Below are 16,566 nucleotides of genomic sequence, written 5' to 3'. Positions count from 1 at the left end.
TCCGGTATCAGGATCAATCGCTAGCCGCTGAATAACAACGGGCATGGCGCATACGGCAGCGGAGGTGTCTCAGCGGTGGAGCTCAGCGCAGGTGGATGCTCTTCAAACCAGTCGTCGCCATAGAAGACGAGCAACCCCACGGCCACAGGTACCAGTGCCATCAGCGCGATAGCGACAAACGCCCTCCCGTTGCCGACAACCATGGCGACCTCCCCGTTCCGCGCACGTGGCCTCAGTGTGCACACAGCCGACGCCGAGCGTCGACGGGATAGCGGCCTGCTACCGCGGCGGCAACGCACGCGCTGTCGCGAGAGAAGCCGGTCGTTCGACGTCAGGGAGGCTGGTGTGCGGGTGCATCTACTCGGCAACTCGGTGCAAGGCGGTGTCCACCCTTTCCTCGGCGAAGACCGCGATCATCTCCGCAGATGGCGGGCCTGCTCCTCTTCGCCGCGGACGCACTCCCCGTTGACGCGGGTCGGGGTCGCGTCGTGATCGACGACATCCACCCAGCCCATGCCGCCGCGCTCGGCGGCACTGCGGCCGGATGAGTGCACGGTTTGGTCGGTGGGCGATGTACCCGAAATGTACGGCCACTGGAGCGGCCTGCGCATCCTCGTGAGAACCGGAACCCGAGGATGACGATGGGGTGAATGCGATGGGGCAGTCAGGCAATCTCAAGCGTGCCGCGGTCTACGGGGTGGCCGGTCTGGTCACCGCGGCGATCGGGGCGTCGACGGTCAACGCGATGACCGTGGAGGACGAGCCGAAGCCGGAATCGGCCGGTGCCGCGCAGGCCGCCCCGGCACCCGCCGCCGCGCCTGCTCCCGCACCCGCCACGGTCCCGGCTTCCGTGCCTGCGACGAAGGTGCGCCGGCTCCGGCCGCGCAGCCGCCCGCGGCGCGGCACGCCGCGCCGGTCAAGCAGCAGGCTGAGCCGGAAAGCCCCAGGTGCGCAAGCCGGCCGAGCGGCCGCGCAAGGTGGTGGAGAAGGTGGTGCGCGAGCCGGTGATCGTGCGGGCGGCCGCACGGCCCTCGATCAGCGCGAAGGCGATTTCCGGCGGTCCGTCGGCCACGTCCTACGCCATGGCCACCAACGGCACGAAGACGGTGATCGCCGAGTCCGGCAAGCCCGTTGTGGTGCAGCACAAGAAGGGCGGCGGAACCGGCGCGGAGAAGAAAGCCGAGCCCGCCGACCAGAAGCTGGATAAGGCGGTGGCCAAGCTCGGCAAGGCCGAGAAGTCGGTGGCCGACGCGGAGAAGTCGCTGTCGAACGCGAGGACCAGGCTGTCCGAGGCCAAGGGCGAGGTCGAGTCGATCCGCAAGGAGATCAAGGAGAAGAAGGAGAAGTCCGAGCGCAAGGTCGTCAAGATCAAGCTGCCGGGCAAGATCGACGTCTCCCCGGAGGCCGCCAAGAAGCTGCACGGCCTCGCCCAGCAGAAATGACCGCGGTGCTGGCGGCTCCGCGCACGATGAACGACATCGTGCGGGCAGCGGTCGAGCGGGCCGGGTCGCGCCGCAAGAGCGACAGCGTCCGGTTCCTGGTCATCCCGGACCACGCGTGGCGCCACCAGCGGGCACCCGAGCCGGACGCGGTGGCGGAGCCCGTCGAGGAATATCCCGAGGACTACTACTACCTCGAACACGAACGCAGATCGATGAGCCGGGCCACCGCCACCGGCCTCGGCGGGTTCGCCGCGTCGATGGTTTCGGGCGTGGTGCCGAGCCTGGCGGTCGGGCCGGTCGCGGGCATGGTCGCCGGAGTGGCGGCCGGAGTGTTCGGGGGCCTGATGGGCCGGTCACTGGCCGAAGAAGCCTACGACCGCGCACACACGCGGCGTGAGTCCTAGTCGACAATTTACGGAGGAAGATGTGAATCCACATTCGACCGGAGTTCGACGAGCCGTGCTGTACTCCGCTTCCGGCGGCTTTCTCACTATCCTGTTTGGCCTGCTCGGCGCCGCCGCCGCCGAAGCGGCCCCGGACAAACCCGCGCCGAACAAAGTTTCTCCGAACTCAGGCATACGCGCAGCGGAAACACGCACCGGCACACCCAAGCTGGACGACGGTAAGGCCGAGGACAGCCCAGGCAAGAAGGTCAAAAGCGAACAAGAAAAACGCAACAAAGTCTCCCCCAACTCAGGCATGCGCGCAGCGGAAACACGCACCGGCACACCCAAACTGGACGACGGCAAGGCCGACGACAGCCCAGGCAAGAAGGTCAAAAGCGAACAAGAAAAACGCAACAAAGTCTCCCCCAACTCAGGCATGCGCGCAGCGGAAACACGCACCGGCACACCCAAACTGGACGACGGCAAGGCCGACGACAGCCCAGGCAAGAAGGTCAAAAGCGAACAAGAAAAACGCAACAAAGTCTCCCCCAACTCAGGTATACGCGCAGCAGGTGCTGAGCGGGAGCGGCTTGGTCCGCCGGTGCCTGTGCCGCCGGGTGGAGACGAGAGGACCTTGGCGGAGAGGATCGCTGAGGATGGTTTGGGGGTGCAGCCACGAAACGATGACCTGCTGGACCGCTATGGCCGTCTCCGGGACCGGACACCCCCGCCTCCCTCGGATGCCATGACGGTCACCTCCACGGCTCCACCGTTGAGCGAGGAGCAGCGTGCGGGGCAGGAGCGCGAGCAAACTCGCTCGAGGTTGAGGTACGCCAATCCGGACTCGGTCCCTCCGGGCCCGCCCTCACCGCCGACGCCGTCGGCGGCGGCTGCAGCAGACGCCCAGCGGCAGCGGGAACGACAGATGGAAGCTGACGGGCACGCCGGCTACCGCACTCCGGCAACGACCCCGGAGCAAGCCAACAAGTTACGAGAGGCCCTGGAACAACGCAGACAAGCCGAGCAGCAACCCAGCGTCCCGAATTCGCCGGGAGCTGGTGAGCGGGAGCGGCTCGGTCCCCCGATGCCTGAGCCGCCGGGGCAGGATGGGCGGACTTTGGCGGAAAGGATCGCTGAGGACGGCTTGGGTGTGCAGCCACGGGAAGACGAGTTGCTGGACTCCTATGGCCGCCTCCGCGGTCAAGCGGCCCCTCCTGCGTCGGATGCCACGACGGTCACCTCCACGGCGCCGCCGCCGACTGAGGAGCAGCGTGCACGGCAGGAGCGCGAGCAGGCGGCTTCGAGGCTGAGGTACGCCAACCCGGATTCTGTCCCTCCGGGCCCGCCCTCACCGCCGACGCCGTCAGTGGCAGCTGCAGCAGACGCCCAGCGGCAGCGGGAACGACAGATGGAAGCTGACGGGCACGCCGGCTACCGCACCCCGGCGACAACCCCAGAACAAATCAAGAGCTTGGGACGTGCCGTGGAAGAACGCAGAAAGGCCGACGAGCAGGAACGGGCGAACAAGCCCGAGGGCTCCATAGGGGTCTGCATTGGTGGTGGAGGGTCGTTGTTCGGAGTGGCCGGCGGTGGCGCTGACTCCTGTGTGGTGGCCGATACTCAAGGCCTGGGCTGGTCCGGCACCGGATACTACGGTGGAACCAACCCGACTCCCAATTCGCCGAAGGTGGGCTTCTCCCGCTCCCTGATCTTCAAAGGATCACAAGCGAACATCGACGAACTCGCAGGGCCCTCCGTCTACGGCGGCGCGTCCCTGTTCCGCGGCGTCGGGCTGGAAGGAGGCGTGTCGGTGACCGATGACGGGAAGCACATCTCTGACAGTCTGGGGGTCGGAGTGGGCTTGGACGCCTCCGCCGGCCCCAGGAGGGAGGACACCGACTCGGGCCGCTGGTTCGATTGGGCGGACCTGTTCCCCACCCCGGAAACCACGGCGCTCGCCCCAGGAGATCCGACGACCACGGAACACTGATCACGCCGGCGGAGCCGACATCCGCATGCTCGGCCAGTTGCACCACGACCTCCCTGGCAACGTGCAGCGAACCAGCAATGAGGTCGTCGGCTCCACCCGCTGCGCGCTGATCCCCGGCCGACAGGCTGGTGTCCACCAGCACCCTCATGACGTGGTGCCGAGCCGCTCATGCCGCCGACTCAGCATGTTCACAGTGGGCGTTCCAGGTCGCCCGCCGCAGCCGCCGCGTCGTGATCGCGGTCAACCGCTAGCGGCTGGCCGCCGGGCAACTCAGGTCGTCGCGATTCCGCTGTCCGGCCTGAAGGCACACCGCCCTAGATCCCAGAGCAATCACCCTCAGGTGTCACTACCAGCGCAGACACGGCGCAGCTAGGCCGTTCGGGTTACCGTCACAAGACGGTGACGAGTCCATCCTGGACACCGCGGCCCGGTGGGAGGTGACAGCCGGTGGGACCTGCCCGCTCTGCTGCCCGCGGCCGCGTCCCGGAGTGGGTGGAGCCGATGCTGGCCAGCTCCGACAAGGGCACCCTCCGGACCGGCCCCGGCTGGCTGTACGAATATAAGCTCGACGGCTATCGGGCCTGTATGGCCATCGCGCCGGATGGCACCACGGTGCTGACCAGCCGCAACGGCATCGACTTCACCGCCGAGTTCACCGAGCTGACCGGCGTGCTCGCCCCGGTGCTCGGCGGACAGGCCGCGGTGCTTGACGGCGAGATCGTCGTCTACAACGAACATGGCCAGATCGAGTTCGGCGCGCTGCAGCAGCGCCGCGGCCGCTACCAGACCCACCGCAGCTCGCCGCGCCGCGAGCAGCCCTTCACCGACGTGCCGGTGCGGTTCCTTACCGGACGGCGCACGGGTTCCTGAACGGTTCGAGTGAGGGTCGGGACGTTAGAGCGCAGGTCAAGACGTGCGGACCTGACGCCACTCGATCGTGTGGGATTCTGACGATCGCTGGCAAATTCTGCGAGTGGGGCCGGTAATTTGTCGATCCGTGGCGGAATCCGAGACTCGTCCTGCGGGGCGTGCTGGCGCGGACGCGGAGCCGGAGACGTCATCGGAGGCCGCCGGGGCGGAGTTGGCCGACGTGTTCACGCTGCAGCGGCGCCGGTCTGCAGCGACCGCGCCGGATGAGGAGCGCGCGTTCTATTTGGAGACGCTGGCTGAGTACCAGTGGGCTCGCGACGCGGCTGGGCTGATGCCGGGGACCATCGACCAATTGGTCAAACCCGTGCTCGAGGCGTGCGACCACTACAAGACCGTGCCGTGGAGGTTGGAGCCCAGGCAGCTGGATCGGTACTTCGCCGGGCCTGGCAAGCGCGCACGGTCGACCGTGCGCTCGAAGATCACCGCTATCGACGGGTACTTCGCGTTTCTGGAACAGCGCTACGCCGGGGAGATCAGCCGGTTGTTCGGCGCCGCGGTCGAATCCCCGGTCGATCCGTTCAACCGGCCGCGCCACCGCGGCGACTTCGGGCTGCGGGTGCCGCCCTCGCAGGCCGCGATGAGCCAGTTCTTCGCGCGGTGGCGCGAGGCGCTGCCCGAGGCGCGCAAGGAGGCGGTCGCATGCCGGGACTACGTGATGGCCAAGATCGCGTACCTGTCCGGGGTGCGCGCGGCCGAGCTGTGCGGAGTGCGGGTCACCGATGTGCACTGGGAATCCGGGCAGTGGGGCCGGTTCCTGGTCGAGGGCAAGGGCGCTCGCGGCTCGGGGCCGCGGCAGCGCGAGGCGTTCCTGTTCGAGCAGGGCCGGGACCTGCTGTGGTGGTACATCGAGGACGTGCGCGGGTTGTTCCGCGATGATCCGGAGCATCCGCTGGCGGTGTTGTTCCCCTCGGAGCGGCTGCCGGGGTCGGTGGCCGCGCTGAACATGCCCATCGCGCCCGCCGTGGTCCCGGCGACGTTCCGGCGCACGGTGAAGACCGCGTCGCGCCTGTACCTGCCGGGCCCGGTCCCCGAGCTGTACCCGCATCTGTTGCGGCACGCGTGCGCGACGCACAACTACGAGCGGGGCATGACGTTGTGGGAGGTGCAGAAGTTGCTGGGACACACGTGGACCACGACGACGGTGCAGTACCTGGCCAGTGTGCAGGCCGATCCGGAACTGGCCTGCCGGGAAGCGGCCGGCCGCGCGGCGGCGCGGCTGGTGCGAGACGCGGGGAGTTTGCGATGAAGTGGAATCTGCGGTGGGTGGCGGCCCGGCGGGACATCTGGCGGCCAACAGACCTGCTGGCCGCGTTCCGGGAGGTCGGGTTCACCCCGTCGTTGAGCAAGGTCGCGGCCCTGTGGGGTGCCACGCCGGTCACCATCCGGCTGGACGATCTGGACCGGATCTGCCAGGCGCTGCAGTGCACCGTGGCTGACCTGCTGGAGGCCGAGCCCGTGGCCGGGCAGCAGGGCGAGCAGGACGGCACACGGGCTGCGGCGGCAGGGGAGACGCTCGCAGGTGCGCCGGAGCGACCGCGGCCTGTGCCTCGCACGGAGGGACCACGGCGACGCCGTCCCCCGAACTGATGCCGCCGGGGCAGCCGGTCCTGCCCGCGCGGCAGTGCGCCGCGTGCCTGGTCTGGGGACCGATCAAGCTCGGCGCGGACGGGCTGTGTGCGGGGTGCCGATCGTGGCAGCGTCAGCACGGTGAGCACCCCGGCCGGTGGGACTGCCTCGGCTGTGGCGGTGACCTGCCCGTGGACGGTGGCCGGCTGTGCCGCGGATGCGTGATGGCGATCCGGGCCGAGCTGCAGGCCGGTCGCGAGGTGATCCTGCCCTTCGCGCGCCAGCTACGACTGCACCTGAACGGGCTGGGGCTGCATGAAGCATTCAGCCTGCCCCGCCGGGTACGCGGAGCGGCCGAGCCCCGCCTCCGCCCGCCGGTGCTCCGATGCCCGGACTCGAGATTCCTGCCCGCCGTGCCGCCAGGTCAGCTGAGCATGCTGCCCGCGCCGCCGCGGCGGCTCGTGAGAGCGGATCGCTACCGGCTCGCCGGCCGTACCTGGCCAGAGGAGAACCTGCTCGCCACGCTCATCCCGGTCTCGGCGCCGACGACGTGCACGAATCGCAGCACGATGGTGGCCGTGCTGCGATTCGCCCTGGCGATGCGCGACGCCGACGGTGACACGCTGGTCGCCGAGAGCGCTCTCGGGCAGATCGCGCTGCCGCTCAAAGCCGCCGCCGGCGCGGTGTTGCGCCAGGCCGGGCTGCTGCGGGCGGGCTCGGCCCCGCCCGCGCAAGGCGTCCCGTCCGCGCGGCACGTCCCAGCGGCGCGGCACATCCCGGTCGGCAGCTGCGCGGACTGTGACAGCTGGGGTATCAGCCAGCGCCGTTGTCCGGGCTGCGCGGGCTGGCGCGAGCGCTACCCGCTGGGCCGGTGTCCGCGCTGCGCCCGTGACGACCGGCCCCTGCATCGTAAGCACGGGCTGTGCCGGGGATGTGTGGTCTACGTGCACGAGTTCGGGCTTGGCACCGGGCACGGCACACAGCTGAGCTTCGCGGGCCGGTTGGCGCTGCGCCTGAACCGCGGGCCGGGCGCGACGCCGCCGCGCCCGTGCGCCAAGGCGGTCTCACCGCACCTGGTCCCTGCCGGGCAAGCAGCCCTGTTCCCGGTCGCCCGGGACTGGAACCGGGCCGCAGGATTGACGGCCGCGGAATTGCCCGCGCTCACCGCCGGCGCGAGCACCCTGCTCGCCGAGTTCACCGCCACCGCGCCCCGGGCAGTTCCCGGCGGCAGAACGCTGATGCGCGCTCTGCTGGCCTGGCTGGGTACTGAGGCCCCGATCAGTGAAGGTGAGGTGCGGGCGCTGGCCGCGCACTTCCGCGCACCCTGCGTCCACCGCGTCCTGAAGTTCCTCCACGACCGGGGCATTCTGGAATTCGACGCTCCGCCGACCCCGCTGCCCGGCAGCGGACCGGGACGCCACGGTGGCCGCCACACCGGGGTGACGGTGCTGGACGCCGAACGCACCGAGCAGCACCTGCAAGAGGCGATCGCGGGGAAGCTGGCGACGCTGCCCACCCCCATGGCCGGCCACGTCGGCGCGTGGGTGCAGGTCCTGCGTGGCCAAGGACGCCGCCGTCATCACCCCGTGGGCTATCAGCGGATCGTGCACACCCTCCGGATCCTCCTGCCTGTGCTGCGCACCTGGGCGGCCGCGGGCCTGGATCTGCGGCAGATCACCGGCGAGCAGATCCGCGAAGAACTCGGCCAGCGCCAGGGCGCCCGCGCCCGCGACGTCCACCACGGCTTGCGCACGCTCTTCGCCGCGCTCAAGCAAGAACGCCTCGTGTTCCACAACCCCATGAGCGGCGTTTCGCTCACCACACCGACGCGGCTACCCAGGCCCCTGGGTAGCGACCGGCTGCGCGGCATGCTCGACGCCCTCGACCACCGCGGACGACTCGTGACCGCCCTGGTCGGCATCCACGGCCTGCGGCCGGTCGAAGTCCTGCGCCTGCAACTCACCGACCTCGACCTTCCACGGCTGCGCCTGCACCTGCGCCGCAGCACCCACGTGCACACGGTCTACCTCGACACCGTCACCGCCGGTCTGATCTCGGCCTGGCTGGCCGAACGGCAGCGCCGCTGGCCCCGCACCCCCAACCCGCACCTGCTGCTCTCCCACAACACCGCACACCATCCCGCCCGGCCGCCGCTGAGCTACACCGGATTCCGGGCTGCCTTCGCCCCCGGCATCCTGCCCAGCCAGCTGTGGGCTGACCGCGTGCTGCACGAAGCGGAGCTCACCGCTGACCCCGTACACCTCGTGCGCCTGTTCGGCATTCACCCGCACACCGCGGTCAAGTACGTCCACGCGGCCCACCCCGGCCGAGCGCTCCCACCGATCCGCTGACCAACAGCCAGCGACACCGGATGAATATGCCCGAACCTGCACTCCTCGAGTTCGCCACTGAGCCGATTACAAGTATGCGGAAGCTTGGTGCTCGTCCTAACAGGACCCGCGATGGGTTGTCTCGGTGATGCGCGAAAACGGTCATTGGTCATGAACCCTTGACGAGCCATTTGCGTAAGCCGTAGCTTACGTAAGTGTCCACTTACGCAGCCGATGCGTGGGCCGCGCTCGGGGATCCGAGCCGGCGCCAGATCCTTCAGCGCCTCGCCGAGCGGCCCCGGTCGGTCACCGAGATCGCCGAGGAGTTGCCGATCAGCAGACCGGCGGTGTCGCAGCACCTGCGCGTGCTGAAGGAGGCGCGCCTGGTGCTGGTCCGGCCGGTGGGCACGCGGCGCATCTACGAGGTCGACCTCGACGGACTGGCGAAGCTGCACGAGGAACTGGACCAGTTCTGGGGCTATGCCCTGAAGAACTTCAAGCGAATAGCGGAAATGGAGCAACCATGACCAGCACGTCCACCGAGACCTCCGTGCGACGCGGAATCGAGGTCGCTGTCCCGGTCGAGCGCGCCTTCGCGGTGTTCACCGAGAGGTTCGACCAGATCAAACCCCGCCAGCACAACCTGCTGGCGGTACCGATCGCCGAGACGGTCTTCGAGACCCGCGTCGGCGGCTCGGTCTACGACCGTGGCGAGGACGGATCGGTGTGCCGCTGGGCGCGGGTGCTCGCGTTCGAACCACCGCACCGGTTCGTGATCAGCTGGGACATCAATCCCCGGTGGCAGCTCGAAAGCGACCCCGACCGGTGCAGCGAGGTCGAGGTGCGCTTCACCGCCGAAGGACCGGACCGCACCCGGGTCGAACTGGAGCACCGCCACCTGGACCGCCACGGCGCGGACTGGGAGAACGGCCGCGACGGCGTGGCCTCCGAAGGCGGCTGGCCGCTCTACCTCCAGCGGTTCACCGAGCTGACGTCAGGCACGTGACCCGGGCACGGCAGTGCCGAGCACGTGGAACGACGTGGGTGTCGCGGCGTCGGGAAACCGGAACCGGTCGAGGTGCTCGATACCGAAGCCGTTCTGCTCGATCGTGGTGACGGTGTCCCGGCCGGTGTGGCAGCCACCGGCCAGGCGCGGCCAGATGGTCGCGTCCATTATTCGCTGGATGCGGCGGAGGCCCGGGGTTTCCGCGCGAACGTGTTCCAGGAAGCGCAGTTGCCCGCCTGGGGTCAGGACCCGGCGGAACTCCCCCAGCGCGGCCGCCGGGTCAGCGACCGAGCACAGCAGGAGCGAGGCCACCACGGCGTCGGCACTGCCGCCTTCTGCCGGGAGCCGGTCGGCGAGGCCGTCGACCACCTCGACGGACACCGGCGCCCGGGTGGCCGCGGCGCGGGCGAGACCGTGCAGGTGTGGCTCCGGTTCCACAGCCAGCACCCGGGTGACTTGGGGCGGGTAGTGCTGGAAGTTCATGCCGTCCCCGGCGCCGACTTCGATCACGGTGCCGGTGAGCCCGCGGAGCAGGGCACGCCGGTGTTCGGCCATGCCGCCGTGTTCCATCGCTCTGGCCATTGCCGGGTAGAGCCGGGCGAAGAGGGGGTGGTGGATCGGCCGGGTGCTCATGGTGGTCACCATCGCACCGGGAGTTCGGCCAGTCCACCGCTCAGCACGTCGCGGCGCAGGCGCAACTCCTCTACGTCGGTGGCCAGGCGCAGGCCGGGGAAGCGTGAGGTCAGCAGGGTGAATACCTCCTGGAGTTCTATGCGGGCCAGGGGCGCACCGATGCAGTAGCGCGCTCCGTGGCCGAAGGTCAGGTGCTTGGCCGCGGGGCGGGTGATGTCGGCCCGGTCGGGGTCGGGGAACACCGCCGGGTCGTGGTTCGCGGCGCCGTTGTCGAGCAGGACGAGCTCTCCGGCGCGGACGGTGATGCCGTCGATGTCGAGGTCGGTGCACGCGTATCGCGGGATGCCGCCACCGCCTTTGCCCGGTGCTCGCAGGATTTCCTCCACCGCACCGCCCACCAGACCGGGATCGTCCGCGAGGGCGCGCCACTGGTCCGGGTTGGCCAGCAACAGCAGCGCGCCCAGTCCGATGTGGACGACGGTGGTCTCGTGCCCGGCGAACAGCAGTGCCATCGACAATCCAGCGGCTTCCTCATCGGAGACGCCTTCGGTCGCGCACAGCCGGGAGAGCACGTCGTCTCCGGGCTTGTTCCGCTTGCGGGCGACCAGTTTCCGGCCGTACTCGAACAGTTCGCCGAGGCCGCGTTCGGACACGGCGCGGTCGCGGGTGTTGGCGGCGCCGGCGGTCCAGGCGCGGAACCGGTCGCGGTCTTCGTAGGGCACGCCGAGCAGTTCGCAGATCACCAGGATGGGCAGCGGGACCGCGAGCGCGGTGTGCAGATCCGCCGAATCGCCTCGCGAGGACATCTGATCGAGTAGTTCGTTCGTCAGCGCCCGGACTTTGGGGCGCAGGCCGCGCAGGTGTTTGGGCGCGAAGTGGGGTTGGAGCAGGGAGCGCATCCGGGCGTGGTCGGTGTGCTCGGTGTCGAAGTTCCCGAGCGGACCACCGAACAGCGCCGATTCACCGGTCCGGGCGGCGGTCTCCGGTTCGCGGTGGGCCCGGCCGAGGCGCTCGTCGTCGAGCAGGCGGCGGACCAGGTCGTGCTCGGTGACCAGCCACGCCTCGTCACCGGTCTCCGTGCGCACCCGGTGCACCGGGCCGCGGTCTCGCAGCTCGCGCAGCTCCGGGGCCATCTCCAGTGGGCCTGCCTGTTCGAACGGCAGCTGAGCAGCCACGTCCATCGCACAACTCCAAATGTTCATCCGACTTGTACAAGACGACTTTAACAAGTTACGTGTCTAAGCTGCGTTGGACAAGAGGAGGTGCGATGGCCACGACTCGGCGGCTGCCGCGTGCCGAGCGGCGCGAGCAGTTGCTCGATGCCGCCACCTGCGCCTTCGCCCGCGCCGGATACGCCGCGACGGGCCTGGACGACGTCGCCGCGGAAGCGGGCGTGACCCATGTGATCCTCTACCGCCACTTTGGGTCGAAGGCCGAGCTGTACCGGGCGGTGCTCGACCGGGCGTGCGAACGCCTCAGCCACGATGTCGGGCCCAGCACCGGCGACTACGACGACACCGCCATCCCCGCGCTGCTGCGGGCCGCCGCGGCCGATCCCGACGGTTTCCGGCTGCTGTTCCGCCACGCCGTCCGCGAGCCGGAGTTCCGCGACGTGGTCGACGGCATCCGCTCGGCCTCGGCCGAGATCGCCCACCGCCACCTCGACGAGGCGATCCCCGCAGGTCCGTGGCAGGAGTGGGCCACGCAGCTGATCCCGGCGTTCACCCTCGATGCGGTGATAGCCTGGCTCGACGCGGGCCAGCCCGACGATCCGGCGCGCGCCGCCGCGCGCATCAGGCAAGCCATCCAGGGCGTGATCGGCGCGGCCGCCGGCTGAGTTCCCGGCGTCAGCGGTCCTTCGCCAGCAGTGGCAGCGCGGGCAGGATGAGCAGGGCCAGCATCCCCCCGCCTACAGCGAGCACGGGAAAGCTCGTGGCCGCGGTGACCAGGCCGGAGGCCATGCCCCCGGTGGCTCCAGCGATCGCGATAGCGACGTCGACGACACCTTGGGTTTTGGCTCGCGTGGCCAGCGGCACGGTCTCGGTGATGACCGTGGTGCCGGAGATGAGGCCGAAGTTCCAGCCGAGGCCGAGCAGGGCCAGCGCCACGGTCAGCACGGTCACGGAATCGGCCGGTGCCGTAGCCGCGAGAACGCCGGCCGCCAAGAGCGTGATTCCGGAGGCCGCGGCGATCCGGCCCGGGCCGAACCGGTCGACGAGCCGACCGGTCAGAGGCGACGGCAGGTACATCGCCGCGACGTGCATGGCGATGACGAAACCCGAGGCGGCGGCACCGTGGCCGTGGCGGTGCATGTGGACCGGGGTCATGGTCATGATCGCGACCATGACGAGCTGGGTCAGCACCATCACCACAGCGCCGAAGACGAGCCCACCGCGCCGGGCGCGCTTGGGCACCGCAGCGGCCGCGGCCGCCCTGTTCAAGTGACGGGTACGTGCGACCAGCAGCGGATCCGGCCGCAGCCACACCGCCAGAACCAGCGCAGCGGCCCCGTAAGCGACCGCTGCGAGCATAAAAGGCCCTGCCAGATAAGGGATCCCGATCGCGGATGCGAGGTCGCCCGTGGGCGCGGCCAGATTCGGCCCGACGACCCCGCCCAGTGTGGTGGCGACCAGCACCGTCGACAGCGCCCGGGCGCGGTGTGTGGGTTCGGCCAGGTCGGCCCCGGCGTAGCGGGCCTGCAGATTGGTGGCGGTGCCGGCCCCGTAGACGAACAGGGCGGCGAACAGCAGGGCCGGGTTCGTGAGAACGGCGGCGAGGACAACACCCACGCTGCCCACCGCGCCGGCGAGGTAGCCGGCGGCCAGACCAGGACGGCGGCCGCGAGCTTGGGTGAGGCGGCCGACGGCGACCGCCGCCAGCGCGGACCCCGCGGTGTAGAGCGCGCTGGGTAGCCCCGCCAGCCCGGCCGAGCCGAGCATGTCCTGCGCCAGCAGGGCACCGACGGTGATTCCGGCGGCAAGGCCGGCGCCGCTGAGGATCTGGGAGTAGAACACCACCGTGAGCACGCGCCGCTGCACGGCGTCCGGGGCGGTGCCTGCGAGGTTCACAGTGGACGGTGGGGTGGTGCTGTTCACGAGTTCGCCGTTCCAGGAGTGGGCGTACTGGCCTGGCCGCGCCGCACGGATGTCGGGGTGGTGCGGCGCGGCCAGGTCTGGTCCGCTCGGGTCGTGCCCGGCGGGGTCAGGTGGCGTCGAGCGCCTGGGCGAGATCGGCGACGAGGTCGTCGAGGTCTTCGAGGCCGACGGAGAGGCGGATCATGCCGTCGGCGATTCCGCGGGCGGCGCGCTCGGCCGGGTCGAGGCCGTGGTGGGTGGTGGTGATCGGCTGGGTGACCAGGCTTTCCACCCCGCCGAGGCTGGGGGCGATGGCGAACAGGCGCAGCCGGTCAACGACCCGCGCGGTGTCCTCGGCGGTGGCGTCGAGGACCGCGCTGAGCATGCCGCCGCCGCCGCGCATCTGCGCGTCGACCAGGCGCTTGGCCTCGCCGGTGGCCAAGCCCGGGTAGTTCACCCGCTCGACGCGGGGGTGCTGGTCGAGGAACGCGGCCACCGCGGCGGCGGTGGCGTTCTGCGCGGCGACGCGCACGGTGAGCGAGCGCAAGGAACGGGCCAGGGCGAACGCGATCTCCGGGGCGACGACCTGGCCGAGGTTCTTGCGCCACATTCCGACCGGTGTCAGGAGTTCGGCGGGACCGATGAGCGCGCCGGCGGTCAGGTCGGAGTGTCCGCCGAGGTACTTGGTCGCCGAGTGGATGACCAGGTCGGCGCCGTGGCGCAGCGGGTTCTGGTTGACCGGGGTGGCGAAGGTGTTGTCGACCACGGTCAGCGCCCCCGCCGCGCGGGCGTGTTCGGCGATCGCGGCGATGTCGAACACCTGCAGCGTCGGGTTGGCCGGGGTCTCGAAGAACACGATCCTGGTCCGGTCGCTGAGCGCCTCGGGCAGCCGGTCGACCTGGTCGCCGCGCAGGAACGTGGTGGTGATGCCGACCTGGGGCAAGTTGTCGCCGAGCAGTTCGAAGGTGCCGCCGTAGACGTCGCCGATGCACACGATGTGCTCACCGGTGCGGGTGTGCGCGAGGAAGGTGGCGGCTTCGGCAGCCATTCCCGAGGAGAACGCGAGAGCCTGCTCACCGCCTTCGAGATCAGCCAGCTTGGCTTCGACCGAGCGGATGGTGGGGTTGAGTCCGTAGCGGGTGTAGAGGTTGCCCGGGGTACGGCCCTCGACGACATCGAGGAGTTCGGCCGTGGTGCCGAAAGCGAAGGTCGAGTGGTTGTACAGCGGGGTGTGGATCGCGCCCTGCGGGTCGCGTTGCTCCCCTGCGTGGACACCGCGGGTGGACAAGCCGTACTGGCTGTTCTCGGGCATACCTCTCCTGTCGGTTGGGGTGTTCAGGTGACGGCGTGGACGAGTGCGTGCACCGCGGTGTCGATGTCTTCGGCGGTACTCCACCGCCCGAGGGTCAGCCGCAGCGCCGCGAGCGCGCGGTCGCGGTCGCGGCCCATGGCGGTCAGTACGGGTGAGGGCTGGTGGATTCCGCTGTGGCAGGCCGACCCGGTCGACGCGGCGATCGCGGGCGCGGCGGCGAGGACCTCGTGACCGCGGGTGCCCTCGATGCTGATGTTCAGCGTGTTCGGCAATCGCTGCTGTACCGGTCCGTTGAGGTGCACGCGGCCTGGCAGCGCTGCTGACAACCGCTGGTGCAGGTCGTCGCGTAACGCGGCGATGCGATCCGGCGCGCCCGCCGCCAGATCGGCGGCGGCGAGGTCGGCCGCCGCGCCGAGGGCGACGGCGAGGGCGACGTTCTCCGTCCCGGCGCGCAGGCCGCGTTCCTGCCCACCGCCGTAGACGACCGGCTCGAGAACGAGACCGCCACGGAGGTAGAGCGCGGCGGCGCCTCGTGGCGCGTACATCTTGTGCCCCACCACGGTGAGCAGGTCGACACCGAGAGCCGTGACGTCGACGGGGATCTTCCCGCACGCCTGCGCGGCATCGCAGTGCAGCAGCGCACCGCGCTCGTGCGCGATCCCGGCCAGTTCGGCGATCGGCTGGATGGCGCCGGTTTCGTTGTTGGCCGCCATGATCGACACCAGCGTGCCGCCGTCGCGCAGCGCGTCCTCGAGTACGGCGGGCTGGACGAGCCCGTCGTGGTCGACCGGCAGGACGGTGACCCGCACGCCGTGCCAGCGCTGCATCGCGCGGGCGGTCTCCAGGACCGCGGGATGCTCGGTGGCTTGCACAATCAGGTGCGGGCTCGGGTCCTCTGCGGCGAGCAGGGCTCCGCGGATCGCCAGCAGGTTCGCCTCCGAGCCCGAGGCGGTGAACACGATCTCGTCCGCGCGAGCGCCGAGCACCGACGCGACCTGAGCACGCGCGGCACCGAGGGCGCGGTGGGGTTCGGCAGCATAGGGGTGGCCGCTGGAGGGGTTGCCGAAGTGCTGCGTCCAGTACAGCGCGGCCGCGTCGGCGACCCGGGGGTCGACCGGAGTGGTGGCGTTGTAGTCCAGGTAGACCGGCCCGCCCACCAGCCCGGAATGGATCGCGCTCACGCGAGGTCGCCGGCGTCGACCGGCAGCTCGGCCAGCCGCCACTCCAGCATGCCGTCGTCCAGGCGGATCGCGCGACGACCGCGGTCGGTCAGCAACCGCACCGCGTCGTAGGCCAGCACGCAATACTCGCCCCGGCAATACACGACGATCTCCGCCCCCTCGGGCAGTTCATTGATGCGGTCGGCCAGCTCGTCCACCGGAATGCTGACCGCACCGGGAATGTGACCCGCGTCGTACTCGTGCTTCGGGCGCACGTCCAGCACCACGACCTCGCCCGACGCCGCCCGTTCCCGCAGCTGGTCGCGGGTGATCTGGGCGTCGCGGGCGGGGTCGGCGCCGCCGTTGAGGCCGAGATAGGTGTCGACCGCGGCGGGCACCGCGGCCTGGTGCGCCTGGGCGACCTTGCGCAGCAACGCGAACAGCTGCGCCACGTCCTGCCCGGCGAGCCGGTAGTGCACCCGCACGCCCTCGCGGCGGGTCGCGACGAACCCGGCCTGCTTGAGCGTCTGCAGGTGCGCCGAGGCAGTGGTCAGGTTCAGCCCGGCCGCCGTGGCGAGCGCCTCGACCGTGCGCTCGCCCTGCGCGAGCAGGTCGAGCAACTCCAGGCGCTTGCCGCTGCCCAGCGCCTTCCCGCTGATCGCGAACGCCTCATACAACCGCGCCTTGTCCTGCGCCTTCTGCGTCATCTCAGTCCCCTTCACGCCTTCACTACCCTT

The 16,566-nt window shown here is 70.2% G+C and carries 18 protein-coding genes; 10 read left to right on the top strand and 8 right to left on the bottom strand.

Going from position 1 to position 16,566, the window contains the following annotated elements; translation table 11 throughout:
* Positions 1-413 precede the first annotated feature (413 nt).
* On the bottom strand, positions 414-554 hold the full coding sequence (locus JOM49_RS26445; RefSeq protein ID WP_209666919.1) for a hypothetical protein: 141 nt from the start codon (positions 552-554) through the stop codon (positions 414-416).
* 136 nt (positions 555-690) lie between these two features.
* Positions 691-906, bottom strand: a complete 216-nt coding sequence (locus JOM49_RS26440) for a hypothetical protein (protein WP_209666918.1) — start codon at positions 904-906, stop codon at positions 691-693.
* Between the two features lie 41 nt (positions 907-947).
* On the opposite strand from JOM49_RS26440, the gene JOM49_RS26435 reads away from it, so the two are divergent.
* From JOM49_RS26435 to JOM49_RS26395, 9 genes are all read left to right on the top strand, one after another.
* The gene (locus JOM49_RS26435) at positions 948-1,442 is read left to right on the top strand and encodes a hypothetical protein (RefSeq protein WP_209666917.1); all 495 of its coding nucleotides are present in this window, start codon (positions 948-950) and stop codon (positions 1,440-1,442) included.
* Complete coding sequence (locus tag JOM49_RS26430) at positions 1,439-1,846, top strand: hypothetical protein (RefSeq protein WP_209666916.1); 408 nt, start codon at positions 1,439-1,441, stop codon at positions 1,844-1,846. The genes JOM49_RS26435 and JOM49_RS26430 overlap by 4 nt, the downstream gene beginning before the upstream one ends.
* Before the next feature lie 55 nt (positions 1,847-1,901).
* Positions 1,902-3,818, top strand: a complete 1,917-nt coding sequence (locus JOM49_RS26425) for a hypothetical protein (RefSeq protein WP_209666915.1) — start codon at positions 1,902-1,904, stop codon at positions 3,816-3,818.
* Positions 3,819-4,265: 447 nt separating this feature from the next.
* Complete coding sequence (locus JOM49_RS26420) at positions 4,266-4,688, top strand: ATP-dependent DNA ligase (protein WP_308158879.1); 423 nt, start codon at positions 4,266-4,268, stop codon at positions 4,686-4,688.
* Between the two features lie 220 nt (positions 4,689-4,908).
* Positions 4,909-5,994, top strand: a complete 1,086-nt coding sequence (locus tag JOM49_RS26415; RefSeq protein ID WP_209666914.1) for a tyrosine-type recombinase/integrase — start codon at positions 4,909-4,911, stop codon at positions 5,992-5,994.
* Complete coding sequence (locus JOM49_RS26410; RefSeq protein ID WP_209666913.1) at positions 5,991-6,335, top strand: helix-turn-helix domain-containing protein; 345 nt, start codon at positions 5,991-5,993, stop codon at positions 6,333-6,335. The genes JOM49_RS26415 and JOM49_RS26410 overlap by 4 nt, the downstream gene beginning before the upstream one ends.
* Positions 6,335-8,665 carry a hypothetical protein gene (locus JOM49_RS26405; protein WP_209666912.1) on the top strand — a complete coding sequence of 777 codons (2,331 nt, stop codon included), beginning with the start codon at positions 6,335-6,337 and terminating at the stop codon, positions 8,663-8,665. The genes JOM49_RS26410 and JOM49_RS26405 overlap by 1 nt, the downstream gene beginning before the upstream one ends.
* A 194-nt stretch (positions 8,666-8,859) precedes the next feature.
* Positions 8,860-9,171, top strand: coding sequence for an ArsR/SmtB family transcription factor (locus tag JOM49_RS26400; RefSeq protein WP_209666911.1), 312 nt, complete (start codon positions 8,860-8,862; stop codon positions 9,169-9,171).
* The gene (locus JOM49_RS26395) at positions 9,168-9,650 is read left to right on the top strand and encodes an SRPBCC family protein (protein WP_209666910.1); all 483 of its coding nucleotides are present in this window, start codon (positions 9,168-9,170) and stop codon (positions 9,648-9,650) included. Before JOM49_RS26400 ends, JOM49_RS26395 begins: the two co-directional genes overlap by 4 nt.
* Here JOM49_RS26395 and JOM49_RS26390 read toward each other — a convergent pair.
* Complete coding sequence (locus JOM49_RS26390; RefSeq protein ID WP_209666909.1) at positions 9,639-10,283, bottom strand: class I SAM-dependent methyltransferase; 645 nt, start codon at positions 10,281-10,283, stop codon at positions 9,639-9,641. The two genes, JOM49_RS26395 and JOM49_RS26390, sit on opposite strands and share 12 nt — an antisense overlap.
* 5 nt (positions 10,284-10,288) lie before the next feature.
* Positions 10,289-11,464 carry a cytochrome P450 gene (locus JOM49_RS26385; protein ID WP_209666908.1) on the bottom strand — a complete coding sequence of 392 codons (1,176 nt, stop codon included), beginning with the start codon at positions 11,462-11,464 and terminating at the stop codon, positions 10,289-10,291.
* A gap of 86 nt (positions 11,465-11,550) precedes the next feature.
* Here JOM49_RS26385 and JOM49_RS26380 point away from each other — a divergent pair, with 86 nt between their 5' ends.
* On the top strand, positions 11,551-12,120 hold the full coding sequence (locus JOM49_RS26380; protein WP_209666907.1) for a TetR/AcrR family transcriptional regulator: 570 nt from the start codon (positions 11,551-11,553) through the stop codon (positions 12,118-12,120).
* 10 nt (positions 12,121-12,130) lie between these two features.
* Here JOM49_RS26380 and JOM49_RS26375 read toward each other — a convergent pair whose 3' ends face one another.
* The 4 genes from JOM49_RS26375 to JOM49_RS26360 all read right to left on the bottom strand — a co-directional run bounded on the left by JOM49_RS26375 (position 12,131) and on the right by JOM49_RS26360 (position 16,536).
* The gene (locus JOM49_RS26375; RefSeq protein WP_372444229.1) at positions 12,131-13,321 is read right to left on the bottom strand and encodes an MFS transporter; all 1,191 of its coding nucleotides are present in this window, start codon (positions 13,319-13,321) and stop codon (positions 12,131-12,133) included.
* A gap of 163 nt (positions 13,322-13,484) precedes the next feature.
* Complete coding sequence (locus tag JOM49_RS26370) at positions 13,485-14,669, bottom strand: trans-sulfuration enzyme family protein (protein ID WP_209666906.1); 1,185 nt, start codon at positions 14,667-14,669, stop codon at positions 13,485-13,487.
* Positions 14,670-14,692: 23 nt separating this feature from the next.
* Entirely contained in the window at positions 14,693-15,850 is a 1,158-nt protein-coding gene (locus JOM49_RS26365; RefSeq protein WP_209666905.1) for a cysteine desulfurase family protein, read from the bottom strand.
* Positions 15,847-16,536: an ArsR/SmtB family transcription factor gene (locus tag JOM49_RS26360; RefSeq protein ID WP_209666904.1), complete on the bottom strand. Its 690-nt coding sequence runs from the start codon at positions 16,534-16,536 to the stop codon at positions 15,847-15,849. Before JOM49_RS26360 ends, JOM49_RS26365 begins: the two co-directional genes overlap by 4 nt.
* Between the last annotated feature and the right edge of the window lie 30 nt (positions 16,537-16,566).

Origin of the sequence: Amycolatopsis magusensis (assembly GCF_017875555.1) — a bacterium.
Taxonomy (GTDB): domain Bacteria; phylum Actinomycetota; class Actinomycetes; order Mycobacteriales; family Pseudonocardiaceae; genus Amycolatopsis; species Amycolatopsis magusensis.
This window is presented reverse-complemented; position numbering and strand designations above follow the sequence as displayed.